Here is a 13422-nt window from a genome sequence, read left to right on the forward strand (position 1 = left end):
ACCACGGGGGCGGGGCGGGAACCGTCGCGCAGGAAGCGGCCGGCGGTGGGCCGATGACGACGACCAGGGGCCGCACCAGCGGAGTCGTCGTGCTGGTGTTCGCCGCGCTGCTCGGCTCGGCGTACGTGCTCGGCCGCAGCCTGGTCCCGGACGCGTCACCGCCTCGCCCGGGGGTCACCGGTCGGGTCGGCGGCCCCCAGTACGCCGAGCAGCCCGCCATCGGAGACCGACCGGTCGGCGGCGACCCGCGGGATCCGCAGGCCGGCCAGGACGGCACGGGCCATCACACCGCCGAGAACGTCGGCGACGGCCCTTTCGGCAGCCGGACGAGCACCAATTCACACCGGGTGGCACTCACCTTCGACGACGGACCGCACCCGACCTACACCCCACAGGTGCTCGACGTCCTGCGGGAGTTCGGCGTCCGGGCGACCTTCTGCGTGGTGGGCGAGAACGCGCAGCGCCACCCGGACCTGATCCGGGCGATCGTGGCCGACGGGCACACCCTGTGCAACCACTCCTGGCGACACGACGTGCAGCTCGGCCAGCGTTCCCGCGACGCCATCCGCGCCGACCTGCTGCGCACCAACGAGGCGATCCGGGCGGCCGTGCCCGACGCCCACATCGTCTGGTACCGCCAGCCCGGCGGCGCCTGGACGTACCCGGTGGTCGCGGTCGCCGAGCAACTCGGGATGATTCCGGTGCACTGGAACGTCGACCCGGTGGACTGGCAGGCGCCCGGCGCCCTACCGATCGCCACCACGGTCGTCCGGGACACGACCCCCGGCTCCATCGTGTTGCTGCACGACGCCGGCGGTGAGCGGCAGGGCACCGTCGACGCGCTGCGCCACATGCTGCCGGAGTTGACCAGCCGGTTCCAGCTGGACGCGCTGCCACAGGACGGCACGACCTGACCGGCGGGCACGCGGCGGACTACGGTGATCGGGTGAGCATCGCCGATCCGACGACCGACCTGGTGGCCCGACTTGACCGACTCGGCCCCGCCGAGGTGGCCGACATCCTGGGGCTGGCCCGCAGCGCGGGCGAGGCCGACGGCGCGGATCCGTTCGACGAGCACACCCTGCTGCGGCTGCGCGACCCGCAGGCCGCCGCCGTGCACCTCACCGCCCGCGCCCCCGACGGCACCCTGACCGGGTACGCCCACCTGGACACCACGGACCCGGCGGCCGGGGTCGGGGTGGAGCTGGTGGTGCACCCCGCGTACCGGCGGCGGGGCACCGGCCGGGCGCTGGCCGGCGAGGTCTTGGCGGCGGCGACCGGGCCGCTGCGGGCGTGGGCGCACGGCGACCACCCGTCGGCCGCGGCGCTCGCCGTCGACCTCGGCTTCCGGCGGGCCCGGGTGCTCTGGCAGCTGCGCCGGCCGCTGACCGCCGACCTGCCCGAGGTCCGCCTTCCCGATGGGGTCGCGCTGCACGCCTTCCGCCCGGGTGAGGACGACGATGCCTGGCTGGCGTTGAACGCCGCGGCCTTCGCCGACCACCCGGAGCAGGGCCGCTGGACCGAGGCCGACCTGCGGGTACGCCTGGCCGAGCCGTGGTTCGACCCGGCCGGCTTCCTGCTGGCGGTGGCGGAGTCCACCGGCCGACTGCTCGGCTTCCACTGGACCAAGGTGCACGAGCGCCCCGGGTCGGCCCGGATGGGCGAGGTGTACGTCCTCGGGGTGGACCCCTCCGCGCACGGCGGCGGCCTCGGCCGGGCGCTGACCGCGGCCGGCCTGCGCCACCTGCGGGACGAGCGCGGGCTGGACCGGGTGATGCTCTACGTCGACGAGTCGAACACCGGGGCGGTGGCGCTCTACGAGCGGACCGGTTTCGCCCGCTGGTGCGGGCACGTCAACTACGCGCTGGGCTGAGCTTTTCACCTACGCCCTGGGGCCGAGAACCGGTCACGCGATCATCACGGCATGAACTCGGCAGGATAACGGCCGACCGGATAAGCCGGATTTATGGGCATAGGCGGGCGGCAGTTCACCCAAAAGACAGCCTGTCCTCAGGCATCGGTCAGTCCGGAGATCAGGCTTGTTCATTCTCCGTTCACTTGCGACGGGCGAACCGTCCACCTGCCTTGCCTAACTTTCGTGTCAGCCGGTCAGCGTGCCGGCCCCGGGCTCCACTCCGGGTGACCTGATCAAAGACGTGAAGGGAAACCCCTCAGGTGAACCTCCAGCGGCACGGCGCCATCGCCTGCCTCGCTCTTACCGCGATGCTCGGTCTCAGCGCTTGCGGCTCGGACAACAACGGGCCGGCCGGCGCCTCCGCGTCCGGCTCCGCCGCCGACTGCGCCACGGGCACGCTGAACGCGCAGGGCTCCTCCGCGCAGAAGAACGCCATGGCCGAGTGGATCAAGGCGTACCAGCAGAAGTGCTCCGGCAGCACGATCAACTACGAGCCGTCCGGCTCGGGCGCCGGCATCGAGGCCTTCATCGCCGGCACCGCCGACTTCGCCGGCTCCGACTCCGCGCTGAAGGACGACCAGCAGCCCAAGGCGGACGCCCGCTGCGGCACCGGCGGCAAGGCGATCAACCTGCCGATGGTCATCGGCCCGGTCGCCGTCGCCTACAACCTCAACGGCGTGGACAACCTCCAGCTCAAGCCGGCCACCCTGGCGAAGATCTTCGCCGGCAAGGTCACCAAGTGGGACGACCCGGCGATCAAGGCCGACAACCCGGACGCCAAGCTGCCGGCCACCACCATCCAGACCGTGCACCGGTCGGACTCGTCCGGCACCACGGACAACTTCACCGACTTCCTCGCCAAGACCGCCGAGGCCGACTGGACCTTCGACAAGGCCAAGGAGTGGAAGGCCCCGGGCGGCACCGGCGCCAAGGGCTCGGACGGCGTGGCCAGCCGGGTGAAGGGCGCCGACGGCACCATCGGCTACATGGAGTGGTCGTTCGCCGAGAACGCCGGCCTGGGCATCGCCAAGATCGGCAACGGCGCGGGCGAGTTCGCCGAGCTGACCGCCGAGAACGCCGGCAAGACCATCGCCGGGGCGAGCATCGAGGGTCAGGGCGACGACCTCAAGATGAAGATCGACTACAACACCAAGGCGGCCGGGGCGTACCCGATCGTCCTGGTGACCTACGAGATCGTCTGCAACAAGGGCATCGCCGCCGACAAGCTGCCCCTGATCAAGGGCTTCCTCGGCCACGCGGCCAGCACCGAGGGCCAGGCCGAGCTGACCGAGCTGGGCTACGCCCCGCTGCCGGACTCGGTCCGCACCAAGGTCGAGGCCGCGGTCAAGAACCTCTCCTGACCGGACATCTGATCACCACCAACCGAAGCGAGCGAGCAGATGGGTGACACCCCTCACCGCTCGGCCGACGCCGGCACCGGCGGGACCCGCGTGACCGAAGGTCACCCGTGGCCCGCCGGTGCCTCGGCGCGTGTGGCCGAGGCACCAGTCAGCACCCGTACCCCGGGCGGCCCCGGCCTGGGCGGCGGCGGCGCGCTGCCCACGGCCCGCAGGTTCGGCGCCGAGCGCGCCTTCCGCGGTCTCACCCTCGCCGCCGGCGGTTTCGTCCTGGTCGTCATCGCCGCAATCGCGATCTTCCTGATCGCCAAGGCGGTGCCGGCCCTGCGGGCCAACACCGAGAGCTTCTGGACGTACGAGGGCTGGTCGCCGAATGGTTCGGAGCCAAAGTTCGGCATCGGTGCACTGGCGTTCGGCACCGTGCTCAGCGCCGCGCTGGCCCTGTTGTTGGCGGTCCCGGTGGCGCTCGGTATCGCGCTCTACCTGTCCCACTACGCGCCCCGCCGGCTCGGCACCAGCCTCGGGTTCCTGATCGACCTGCTGGCCGCCGTGCCCAGCGTGGTCTTCGGGCTCTGGGGACGGGACTACTTCTCCGGCCCGGTGACCGATCTGTCGGTCTGGCTCAACACCTACTTCGGCTGGATCCCGATCTTCGGCGGCGACGGGCCTTACGGTGCCTCAATCCTGTTGGGCGCGCTTGTCCTGGCGATCATGGTGCTGCCGATCATCACCTCGCTCTCCCGCGAGGTGTTCCTCCAGACTCCGACCGCCAACGAAGAGGCTGCGCTCGCGCTCGGCGCGACCCGCTGGGAGATGATCCGCACCGCAGTGCTGCCGTACGGTCGGCCCGGCGTCATCGCCGCAGTGATGCTCGGCCTCGGCCGCGCGCTCGGCGAGACCATCGCCCTCGCGATGACCCTCGGCATCACCTTCGACATCTCGTTCAACCTGATCGAGAACGGCGGCAACACCATCGCCGCCAACATCGCCAACGCGTTCGGCGAGGCCAACGAGACGGGTCGGGGCGCGCTGATCGCCTCCGGTCTGGTCCTGTTCGCCATCACGCTGATCGTCAACATCACGGCCCGGGTGATCATCCACCGGCGCCGCGAGTTCACGGAGTCGGCCGCATGACCACCACCCTCACCCCGCACCGTTCCCGCCCGGCCGCCCAACCGCCGACGCTGCGGGCCCGGCGACTGCCGAAGTGGCTGCCGCCGGTCATCGCGCTGGGTGCGCTGCTGGTCGCCGCCGCGATCGTGTACGGCGCCGGCATCGGCGGACCGGTGCTCGTCGTGGTGCTTGGCGCGCTGCTCTACCTGGCCGGGCTCTTCGCCGCCGCGAACGCGGTGGAGGGCCGGCGGGCGGCCCGCAACCGCACCTGGAGCGCGCTGATCCACTCGGCCTTCGTGCTGGCCGTGCTGCCGCTCGCCTCGGTGGTCTGGACCCTGCTCAGCAAGGGCACACAGCGGCTGGACGCCGACTTCTTCCTCACCTCGATGAACAACATCGGGGCCCGCGACCCGAACGGCGGTGCCTACCACGCCATCGTCGGCACCCTGGAGCAGGTCGGCATCGCCACCCTGATCACCGTGCCGATCGGCATCCTCTGCGCGATCTACATCGTCGAGTACGGCCGGGGCCGGTTCGCCGCCGCCATCCGGTTCTTCGTGGACGTCATGACCGGCATCCCGTCCATCGTCTCCGGCCTGTTCATCCTCGCGTTCTGGGTGCTGGTCGTCTCGCCGTACTTCAACGACGGGCGGCCCGGGTTCTCCGGCTTCGCCGCCGCGCTGGCGCTCAGCGTGCTGATGCTCCCGACGGTGGTCCGCTCCACCGAGGAGATGCTGCGCCTGGTCCCGGCGCCGCTGCGGGAGGGCGCGTACGCCCTCGGCGTGCCGAAGTGGAAGACCATCCTGCGGGTGGTGCTGCCGACGGCGCTACCCGGCATCGTCACCGGCGTCATGCTCGCCATCGCCCGGGCCGCCGGCGAGACCGCCCCGGTGCTGCTTGTCGCCGGCGGTGGCGCCGCGATCAACTTCAACCCCTTCGAGAACAACCAGTCGTCGCTGGCCCTCTTCGTCTACCAGCAGGCCGGTGACGCGTCACGGCACGCGCCCGCGCGGGCGTGGACCGCGGCGCTGACCCTGGTCGTCCTCGTACTCGTCCTGACCGTCGCGGCGAAGTTGCTGGCCCGTCGCAACCGGCTCGGCCGATGAACCCCGGAGGTACCACCACCATGGCCAAGCGCATCGACGCCGCCAACGTCACCGCCTACTACGGCGCCTTCAAGGCGATCGAGAACATCAACATCACCGTCGAACCGAAGACGGTCACCGCCCTGATCGGCCCGTCCGGCTGCGGCAAGTCGACCTTCCTGCGCTCGATCAACCGGATGCACGAGGTGCTGCCGGGCGCCCGGGTCGAGGGCAGCCTCACCATCGACGGTCAGGACATCTACCACCGCGACGTCGACGTGACGGCCGTCCGCCGTACCATCGGCATGGTCTTCCAGCGCCCCAACCCATTCCCCACCATGAGCATCTTCGAGAACGTGGTGGCCGGCCTGCGACTCAACGGGGTCAAGAAGAAGTCCATTCTCGACGAGGCCGCCGAGAAGGCGCTGCGCTCGGCGAACCTCTGGGACGAGGTGAAGGACCGGCTCGGCAAGCCGGGCGCCGGTCTCTCCGGCGGCCAGCAGCAGCGACTCTGCATCGCCCGGACCATCGCGGTCGAGCCGCAGGTGGTGCTGATGGACGAGCCCTGCTCGGCGCTGGACCCGATCTCCACGCTGGCCATCGAGGACCTGATGTTCCAGCTCAAGGACAAGTTCACCATCATCATCGTCACGCACAACATGCAGCAGGCCGCTCGGGTGTCGGACCGGACCGCCTTCTTCTCCATCGAGAAGACCGGCGACCCGGGCCGGCTCATCGAGTACGACAACACTCAGAAGATCTTCAGCAACCCCAGCCAGAAGAAGACCGAGGACTACATCACCGGCCGCTTCGGCTGAGCCTGGTCTGCGCCGCACCGTTTGCGGCATGTCGCGGCTTCCCGGCCTCGGGACACCGCAGCATGCCGCAAACGACAGCCCTGCCATCGGACCCGGCCCGTCGGGGCGGGCGCGCCGGGTCAGCGGAGCTTGGCGAAGAACTCGCGGATGTCCGCCACCAGCAGGTCGGGGGCGTCCTGGGTGGCGAAGTGGCTGCCCCGGTCGTAGGTGTGCCAGGAGACGATGGTGGCGTGGTCGCGCTCGGCCAGGGTGCGCACCGACTGGAAATCCCAGGCGAAGTTCGCCAGCCCGAGCGGCACGGTGGTCGGTGCGAGGCGTTCGGTGCCACGCCCGTTGACCTTCTGCGTGGGATGCACCGCCGCCGCGTCCTCGTAGTAGAAGCGCGCGGCCGAGGCGGCCGTGTTGGTCAACCAGTAGATCATCACGTTGGTCAGCACGAAGTCCGGGTCGAGGAACTCGCCGAGGAGCTGGGCACTCCAGCCGAGCTGCCCCACCGGGGAGTCGGCCAGCGCGTGCGCGACGTTCTGCGGCTCGGTGGACTGGAGTTTGTCGTACGCGCCGCGGTTGCGCACGAACCACTCACCGAAGGCGAGACTGCCCCGCTCCTGCTCGGTCAGCCTGTCCAGCTCGCCCGGGTCACCGGAGGGGAACGAGAAGACCTGGGTGACGTGCACCCCGATCACGTGCTCCGGGTCGACCCGGCCGACCTCCGGCGAGACGCACGAGCCGGAGTCGTTGCCGACCGTGCCGTAGCGGTCGTACCCGAGCCGGCGCATCAGCTCCGCCCAGGCCCGGGCCACCCGGAACCGGTTCCAGCCCCGCTCCCGGGTCGGCCCGGAGAAGCCGAACCCGGGCAGCGACGGAATCACCAGGTGGAACGCGTCGGCCGGGTCACCGCCGTGCGCCCGTGGGTCGGTCAGCGGCCCGATCACGTCCAGCCACTCCACCGGGCTGGTCGGCCAGCCGTGGGTGAGGATCAGCCCGGTGGCGTCCGGCTCGGGCGAGCGGACGTGCAGGAAGTGGACGTTCTGGCCGTCGATCTCGGTGGTGAACTGCGGGTACGCGTTGAGCTTCGCCTCCCACTCCCGCCAGTCGTACGTGGTGCGCCACCGCTCGACCAGCCGCTTCACGTAGCCCAGCGGGACGCCGTACTCCCAGCCGGGCGGGACCGGGCCGGCCGGGGCGGCACCGGGGTCGGCGGGCAGTTCCTCGGTCCAGCGGGTGCGGGCCAGCCGGTCGGCCAGGTCGTCCAGGTCGGCCTGGGGGATGTCGATGCGGAACGGGACGATCGCGGTGTGCTCAGCCATACTCCGAGCGTAGAGATCGAATAGGAAGACTCCGTTCCTGATTCGCTGGCATTCTCGACAGCATGTTGGAGACCTCGGCGCGGCTGCTGCGCCTGCTGTCGCTGTTGCAGACCGCCCGCGACCGGACCGGGCCCGAACTGGCCGAACGGCTCAACGTCAGCACCCGTACCGTGCGCAACGACATCGACCGGTTGCGCAACCTGGGCTACCCGGTGCACGGCACCCGGGGCGCGGTGGGCGGCTACCGGCTCGGCGCCGGCGCGGCCCTGCCTCCGCTGCTGCTCGACGACGAGGAGGCGGTCGCGGTCGCCGTCGGGCTGCGCACCGCCGCCGGCGGCAGCGTCGCGGGGATCGAGGAGACGTCGCTGCGGGCCCTGGCCAAGTTGGAGCAGGTGCTGCCGGCCCGGCTACGCCGCCGGGTGGCCGCGCTCGGCGCGTACACCGTGCGGGTGCCGCACGACGAGCCCGGCCCCACCGTGGACACCGACATCCTCAGCCTGCTCAGCTCCGCCTGCCGGGACCGGGAACGGCTCCGCTTCGACTACGCCCGACACGACGGCACCACCGGCCGGCGGGAGGTCGAGCCGTACCGGCTGGTCACCTGGGGTCGGCGCTGGTACCTGGTGGCCTTCGACCCGCAGCGGGACGACTGGCGGACCTTCCGGGTGGACCGGATCACCCCGCGCACCCCGACCGGCCCCCGCTTCACGCCCCGCAAGCCGCCCGAGGACGTGGTGGACCGGGTCCGGCGCGGGGTGTCGTCCGCCGCCTGGCGGCACCGGGCACGGATCCTCGTACACGCCCCCGCCGAGGTGGTGACCGCCCGGATCAACCCGGCCGTCGGCACCGTCGAGCCGGTCGACTCCGCCCGCTGCCTGCTGCACACCGGCGCCGACCGGTTGGAGACCATCGCCGTCTGGCTCGGCCTGCTCGACGCCGATCTCACCGTCGAAGACCCGCCCGAGTTGCGCGCCCTGCTGCGTACCCTCGGCGAGCGCTACCTGCGCGCGGCCGGCTGACCGTCCTGGGCACGACCACCGGTCACCGCTGCCGGCGAACGGGCGGGCAACCCTGGTACGCAGGTCAGGACAGGACGAAGCGGGGTCCGGCGGCCCCGGAGTCGTCGAGTCGCGGGGTGACCGGAATGGCCGCGTCGCGGGTGGCCGCCGCGCGGGCCACCCCTGGCAGGTCACCGGCGGCGGCGACCTGGGCCAGGGTGACCAGGGTCGGCGGCAGCATGGCCAGCTCACCGGCCTCCGCCCGGGCCAGGGCGTCCGCCGGGCGGATCCACATGGTGTGGTCGGCCTCGCCGGAGACGTCCCGGGTCCGCTGGCCCTCCGGCAGCAGGGCCACGAAGAAGTACGTGTCGAAGCGACGCGGCTCGAACTCCGGTGTGATCCACCGGCTCCACGGCAGCAGCAGGTCGGACCGGAGCGTCAGACGCCGGTCGGCGAGCAGTTCGGCGAAGCCCACCCGATGGGCCGCCAGGCCCTGCCGGGCGGCCTCCCAGTCGTCGTCGCCGACGTCACCGACCACCGTCGCGGCGTCCGGACCGGCCAGCAGCACGCCGGCCTCCTCGAAGACCTCCCGGGCCGCCGCGCAGACCACCGCCTGGGCGGCCTGCGGCGACAGCCCCAGCCGGGCACCCCAACCGGTCGGCGACGGGCCGGCCCAGTCCAGGTGCGCCGTCGAGTCGGAACCGTCCACGCCGCCGCCGGGGAAGGCGTACACCCCGCCGAAGGCCATCGCGGCGAGCCGACGCAGGACGTACACCTCGAAGCCGGCATCGGCCGGACGCAGCAGCAGCACGGTGGCGGCGACCCGGGGCACCGCCGGGACGCCGCCCTCGGCGCGGAACCGGCGGGCGTGCTCCACCAGGGCGGGCGGTGCCGGGAAGCCGTCGACGATCATTCCGTGAGCCTAGTTCCCGGCCGGTGGATGATCCTGCCGCCGGGGAACCGACCCGGGATAGCGTGGCCGGCATGACGCGTTGGGGAATCCTGGCCACCGGAAACATCGCCGCCCGCTTCGCCGAGGACCTGCGGCTGGTTCCGGGGGCCGAACTGGTCGCGGTCGGCTCGCGCACGCCGGAGAGCGCCGAACGGTTCGCCGCCCGGCACGAGATCCCCCGGTGGTACGGCTCGTGGACGGAACTGGCCGCCGACGACGGGGTGGACGTCATCTACGTGGCGACCCCGCACGCCGCCCATTACGAGGCCACCCGGGTCTGCCTGGACGCGGGGCGGGCGGTGCTGGTGGAGAAGCCGTTCACCCTGGACCTGCCGACCACGACCGAGCTGGTCGAGGCGGCCCGCGCCCGCGGGATCTTCCTGATGGAGGCCATGTGGATGCGGACCAACCCGCTCATCCTGCGGGTGCTCGAACTGGTCGCCGACGGGGCGATCGGTGAGCCGACCGGCGTCCGAGCCGACTTCGGGCTGGCCGGGCCGTTCCCGCCCGAGCACCGGTTGCGGGCCCGGGCGCTGGGCGGCGGGGCGCTGTTGGACCTCGGGGTCTACCCGGTGAGCCTGGCGCACCTGCTGTTCGGCGTGCCGCAGCACGTGCGGGCCTGGGCCAAGCTCAGCCCGGAGGACGTGGACGAGAACACCGGCATCGTGCTCGGCTACGACTCGGGCGTGGTCGCCACGCTGAGCTGCGGGCTGGTGGGCCCGTCGGGAGTGACCGCCTCGATCATCGGCACCTGCGGCCGGATCGACCTGCCGGAGCCGTTCTTCCGACCGGGCTCGGCGGTGCTGCACCGGGTCGGGGCGGAACCGGAGACCCTTCCCGCCGAGTTGGTCGGCGGCGGCTACCAGGACGAGGCCGCCGAGGTGCAGCGCTGCCTCGCCGCAGGGCTGACCGAGAGCCCGTTGGTGCCGCACTCGGCGACGCTGGAGGTGATGGCGCTGCTGGACGGCATCCGGGAGCAGATCGGCGTGCACTACTCCTGACGCCGCGCGCGCTCCGCCGCGACCGGCGGCGACGGGGCTCTCGGGAACGCGACGGGCCCCGCCTGAGGCTAGTGGCGGGGCCCGGACGACGGCCGGTCAGCTGAACATCGGACGGACCAGGAAGTACATCAGCGCGCCGATGGTGCCGGCGGCCGGGAAGGTCAGGATCCAGGCGCCGATGATGTTGCCGGCCACGCCCCACCGGACGGCGGAGAGCCGTTTGGTGGCGCCGACGCCCATGATCGCCGAGGTGATGGTGTGGGTGGTGGAGATCGGGGCGCCGAGGACCAGGGCGTTGAAGTAGAGCACCGAGCTGGCCACGGTCTCCGCCGCGAAGCCCTCCGGCGGGCCCAGGTCGATGATCTTCCGACCGAGGGTACGGATGATCCGCCAACCACCGGCGTACGTGCCGGCGGCGAGGACGGCCGCCGAGGTCCAGAACGCCCATTCGGGGATGAACGTCGCGTCCTTCTGGTAGCCGCCGACGTAGAGCGCGAGCACCACGATGCCGATGGTCTTGGCGGCGTCCTGCATGCCGTGGCCGACCGACATGGCGGCGGCGGACGCGGTCTGCGCCCACCGGAAGCCCCGGTTCAGCTTGCCCGGGTGCCCCTTCCGGAAGATCCACTGCACGGCGATCATGACGATGTAGCCGAGCAGGAAGCCAACCATGGGCGACAGCACCATCGGGATGACGACGCTCTCGCCGATGCCGCTCCACAGCACCGTGCCGGAGGCGGCGATGGTCGAGCCGACCAGACCGCCGATCAGTGCGTGCGACGAGGACGACGGCAGACCGAAGTACCAGGTGATCAGGTTCCAGACGATCGCGCCGATGACACCGGCGAAGACGATGCCCAGGCTGGCCTGACCGGTGGGGAGCTTGACCAGGCCGCTGCCGACGGTCTTGGCCACCTCGGCGCCGAAGTGCGCGCCGATGAAGTTGCCGACCGCCGCCATGGCCAGGGCCACCCGGGGGGTCAGCGCGCGGGTGGAGATGCTGGTGGCGATCGCGTTGGCGGCGTCGTGGAAGCCGTTGGTGTAGTCGAACACCAGGGCCACCCCGATCACCGCCAGTACGGCGATGAGTTCGGGAGTCACCGGATCAGGACTCCTTGACGGCGATGGTCTCGACGGTGTTCGCCACGTGCTCGAAGGCGTCGCAGGCGGCCTCCAGCTCGTCGGCGACCTCCTTCATCTTCAGCACCGTCAACGCGTCGTACTCGCCGGAGAAGAGGCGGACCAGCAGCATCCGGTACGCCTGGTCGCCGTCGTTCTCCAGCCGGTTGCACTCGATCCAGTAGTCCTCGAGGTCCTTCATCGAGCGCAGCCGGGGCATGGCCTCGGCGGTCAGCTTCGCCTGCTGGTCGAGGACGTTGACCATCTCGTGCATCTCGCGGGGCAGCGAGGGAAGCTTGGTCAGGCCGTAGAGGTAGAGCAGGTTGCCGACCGCCTCGAGGTGGTCCATCACGTCGTCGAGCAACGAACCGAGCCGGTAGATGTCCTCCCGGTCGAACGGCGTGATGAAGGTCGAGTTGATCTTCTTGTACAGCTCGTGGGTGATCTGGTCGCTGTCGTGCTCGACCTCGGTCAGCCGCTCGCTCACCGACTGCACCTCCACGTCGGGCAGCGCCAGCTCGTTGAGCAGCGTGGTGCCCTTCACCAGATTGTGCGCCGCCCTGGTGAAGAGCTCGTAGAAGGCGCCCTCGTTCGGGCGGAAGGAAAACTTCACAGCACGGACCTCGTCGTATCGGTGGAAGGTGGCCACGCCCCAGGGGGCGCCTGCTCCGGGAATGCTAGGTACCCCGCCGGACCGGGTGTCAGCCGGCCCACCCCCGGCCAGACCCGCTTCACCACTAGTTCACCTGCTGTTAACCTCGCTCCGCTCCGACGGCTGCGGCGACCCACCGTCGCGCAGCCGCCGAAGCTCCCGCTCGACGTCGAAGTCGGCAGCCGGATACCCCAGATGCAACGCCGCGAACGTTTCCGACAGCAGGTGGGCCAGCGCCCAGTCGCGGTACCACTTGCGGTCCGCCGGGATGACGAACCACGGCGCGTCACCCGTACCGCACCGGCCCAACGCCTCGGCGTACGCGGCCTGGTAGTCGGCCCAGCGGGCCCGGGCCTCCAGGTCGCTCGGGTCGTACTTCCAGTGCTTCGTCGGATCGGTCAACCGCTCCGCCAGCCGCTCCCCCTGCTCCGCGGGCGAGATGTGCAGCATCACCTTGACCAGGGCCACCCCGGCATCGACCAGTTCCCGCTCGAAGGCGTTGATCTCGTCGTACCGGGCCCGCCAGGTGGTCTCCGGCACCAGTCGGTCGACCCGGGCCACCAGCACGTCCTCGTAGTGCGAGCGGTTGAAGACGCCGACGAAGCCGGGCGGCGGCAACGCACGCCGGATCCGCCACAGGAAGTCGTGCCGCAACTCCTCCCCGGTCGGCGGGCCGAACGAGCGGATGTGCAGCCCGAGCGGGTTCATCGCCCCCGCCACCCGCTTCACCGCGCCGTCCTTGCCGCCGCAGTCCATCGCCTGGAGCACCACCAGCACCCGCCCCGGCCGGTCCCCGCCCAGATGCCCGCCGGCCGCCACCGGAGCGCTCGCCGGCGCGGCCGGTCCGGCCGCGACCTTGGCGGTGGCGAAGAGCATCTCCTGCTGCCGCCCCAGCCCGGCGCCGATCAACTCCACCTGCCCGCGCGCCCACGTCTTGCGGTGCGAGCCGTGGCCCGCCCCCGGGGGCAGACCCGGCGTGGACCGGGGATCGATCGCCGCCAGGTCCACCGGAGCACCGGTCGAGGCGACCCGGAGCAGTTCCCGCATCGTGCCGCCGGTCGGCGGCACGATCTGCGGCCCATCGAGCGTTCCCATCCCCCGATC

At 71.5% G+C, this 13422-nt stretch carries 13 protein-coding genes; 8 read left to right on the forward strand and 5 right to left on the reverse strand.

Annotated elements, in window-relative coordinates; all coding sequences use genetic code 11:
- Positions 1 to 53: 53 nt before the first annotated feature.
- The 6 genes from E1182_RS23715 to pstB all read left to right on the forward strand — a co-directional run bounded on the left by E1182_RS23715 (position 54) and on the right by pstB (position 6289).
- Positions 54 to 914, forward strand: coding sequence for a polysaccharide deacetylase family protein (locus E1182_RS23715; protein WP_132269103.1), 861 nt, complete (start codon positions 54 to 56; stop codon positions 912 to 914).
- A 32-nt stretch (positions 915 to 946) separates the two neighbouring features.
- On the forward strand, positions 947 to 1873 hold the full coding sequence (mshD, locus tag E1182_RS23720; protein WP_132269105.1) for a mycothiol synthase: 927 nt from the start codon (positions 947 to 949) through the stop codon (positions 1871 to 1873).
- 302 nt (positions 1874 to 2175) lie between these two features.
- Entirely contained in the window at positions 2176 to 3276 is a 1101-nt protein-coding gene (pstS, locus tag E1182_RS23725; protein WP_132269108.1) for a phosphate ABC transporter substrate-binding protein PstS, read from the forward strand.
- A 39-nt stretch (positions 3277 to 3315) separates the two neighbouring features.
- The gene (pstC, locus tag E1182_RS23730) at positions 3316 to 4407 is read left to right on the forward strand and encodes a phosphate ABC transporter permease subunit PstC (protein ID WP_132269110.1); all 1092 of its coding nucleotides are present in this window, start codon (positions 3316 to 3318) and stop codon (positions 4405 to 4407) included.
- Positions 4404 to 5492: a phosphate ABC transporter permease PstA gene (gene pstA, locus E1182_RS23735; protein ID WP_132269112.1), complete on the forward strand. Its 1089-nt coding sequence runs from the start codon at positions 4404 to 4406 to the stop codon at positions 5490 to 5492. Before pstC ends, pstA begins: the two co-directional genes overlap by 4 nt.
- 20 nt (positions 5493 to 5512) lie before the next feature.
- The gene (gene pstB / locus E1182_RS23740; RefSeq protein WP_132269115.1) at positions 5513 to 6289 is read left to right on the forward strand and encodes a phosphate ABC transporter ATP-binding protein PstB; all 777 of its coding nucleotides are present in this window, start codon (positions 5513 to 5515) and stop codon (positions 6287 to 6289) included.
- A gap of 119 nt (positions 6290 to 6408) precedes the next feature.
- On the opposite strand, the gene E1182_RS23745 is transcribed toward pstB, so the two are convergent.
- Positions 6409 to 7596 carry an epoxide hydrolase family protein gene (locus E1182_RS23745; RefSeq protein ID WP_132269117.1) on the reverse strand — a complete coding sequence of 396 codons (1188 nt, stop codon included), beginning with the start codon at positions 7594 to 7596 and terminating at the stop codon, positions 6409 to 6411.
- A gap of 62 nt (positions 7597 to 7658) precedes the next feature.
- Between E1182_RS23745 and E1182_RS23750 the strand changes: the two genes are divergently transcribed.
- A complete protein-coding gene (locus E1182_RS23750) occupies positions 7659 to 8615 on the forward strand; it encodes a YafY family protein (RefSeq protein ID WP_132269119.1) in 957 nt (318 codons plus the stop codon).
- 64 nt (positions 8616 to 8679) lie between these two features.
- On the opposite strand, the gene E1182_RS23755 is transcribed toward E1182_RS23750, so the two are convergent.
- Complete coding sequence (locus E1182_RS23755) at positions 8680 to 9507, reverse strand: NUDIX hydrolase (protein WP_132269122.1); 828 nt, start codon at positions 9505 to 9507, stop codon at positions 8680 to 8682.
- A 71-nt stretch (positions 9508 to 9578) separates the two neighbouring features.
- Between E1182_RS23755 and E1182_RS23760 the strand changes: the two genes are divergently transcribed.
- Positions 9579 to 10547 (forward strand): Gfo/Idh/MocA family protein, encoded by a 969-nt coding sequence (locus E1182_RS23760; RefSeq protein ID WP_132269124.1) that lies wholly within the window; start codon positions 9579 to 9581, stop codon positions 10545 to 10547.
- A 96-nt stretch (positions 10548 to 10643) separates the two neighbouring features.
- On the opposite strand, the gene E1182_RS23765 is transcribed toward E1182_RS23760, so the two are convergent.
- The 3 genes from E1182_RS23765 to E1182_RS23775 form a co-directional block, all read right to left on the reverse strand.
- Positions 10644 to 11648, reverse strand: a complete 1005-nt coding sequence (locus E1182_RS23765) for an inorganic phosphate transporter (protein ID WP_132269127.1) — start codon at positions 11646 to 11648, stop codon at positions 10644 to 10646.
- Positions 11649 to 11652: 4 nt separating this feature from the next.
- Positions 11653 to 12279: a DUF47 domain-containing protein gene (locus E1182_RS23770; protein ID WP_132269129.1), complete on the reverse strand. Its 627-nt coding sequence runs from the start codon at positions 12277 to 12279 to the stop codon at positions 11653 to 11655.
- 129 nt (positions 12280 to 12408) lie between these two features.
- Complete coding sequence (locus E1182_RS23775) at positions 12409 to 13365, reverse strand: PPK2 family polyphosphate kinase (RefSeq protein WP_132269131.1); 957 nt, start codon at positions 13363 to 13365, stop codon at positions 12409 to 12411.
- Positions 13366 to 13422: the final 57 nt, after the last annotated feature.

This window comes from Micromonospora sp. KC721 (assembly GCF_004348355.1).
GTDB lineage: Bacteria > Actinomycetota > Actinomycetes > Mycobacteriales > Micromonosporaceae > Micromonospora.

What these genes read in the sequence shown, in the direction of transcription:
- E1182_RS23715 (WP_132269103.1), top strand. Translation starts at nt 54, where the DNA reads ATGACGACGACCAGGGGCCGCACCAGCGGAGTCGTCGTGCTGGTGTTC.
- pstC (WP_132269110.1), top strand. Translation starts at nt 3,316, where the DNA reads ATGGGTGACACCCCTCACCGCTCGGCCGACGCCGGCACCGGCGGGACC.
- pstA (WP_132269112.1), top strand. Translation starts at nt 4,404, where the DNA reads ATGACCACCACCCTCACCCCGCACCGTTCCCGCCCGGCCGCCCAACCG.
- pstB (WP_132269115.1), top strand. Translation starts at nt 5,513, where the DNA reads ATGGCCAAGCGCATCGACGCCGCCAACGTCACCGCCTACTACGGCGCC.
- E1182_RS23745 (WP_132269117.1), bottom strand. Translation starts at nt 7,596, where the DNA reads ATGGCTGAGCACACCGCGATCGTCCCGTTCCGCATCGACATCCCCCAG.
- E1182_RS23750 (WP_132269119.1), top strand. Translation starts at nt 7,659, where the DNA reads ATGTTGGAGACCTCGGCGCGGCTGCTGCGCCTGCTGTCGCTGTTGCAG.
- E1182_RS23755 (WP_132269122.1), bottom strand. Translation starts at nt 9,507, where the DNA reads ATGATCGTCGACGGCTTCCCGGCACCGCCCGCCCTGGTGGAGCACGCC.
- E1182_RS23760 (WP_132269124.1), top strand. Translation starts at nt 9,579, where the DNA reads ATGACGCGTTGGGGAATCCTGGCCACCGGAAACATCGCCGCCCGCTTC.
- E1182_RS23775 (WP_132269131.1), bottom strand. Translation starts at nt 13,365, where the DNA reads ATGCGGGAACTGCTCCGGGTCGCCTCGACCGGTGCTCCGGTGGACCTG.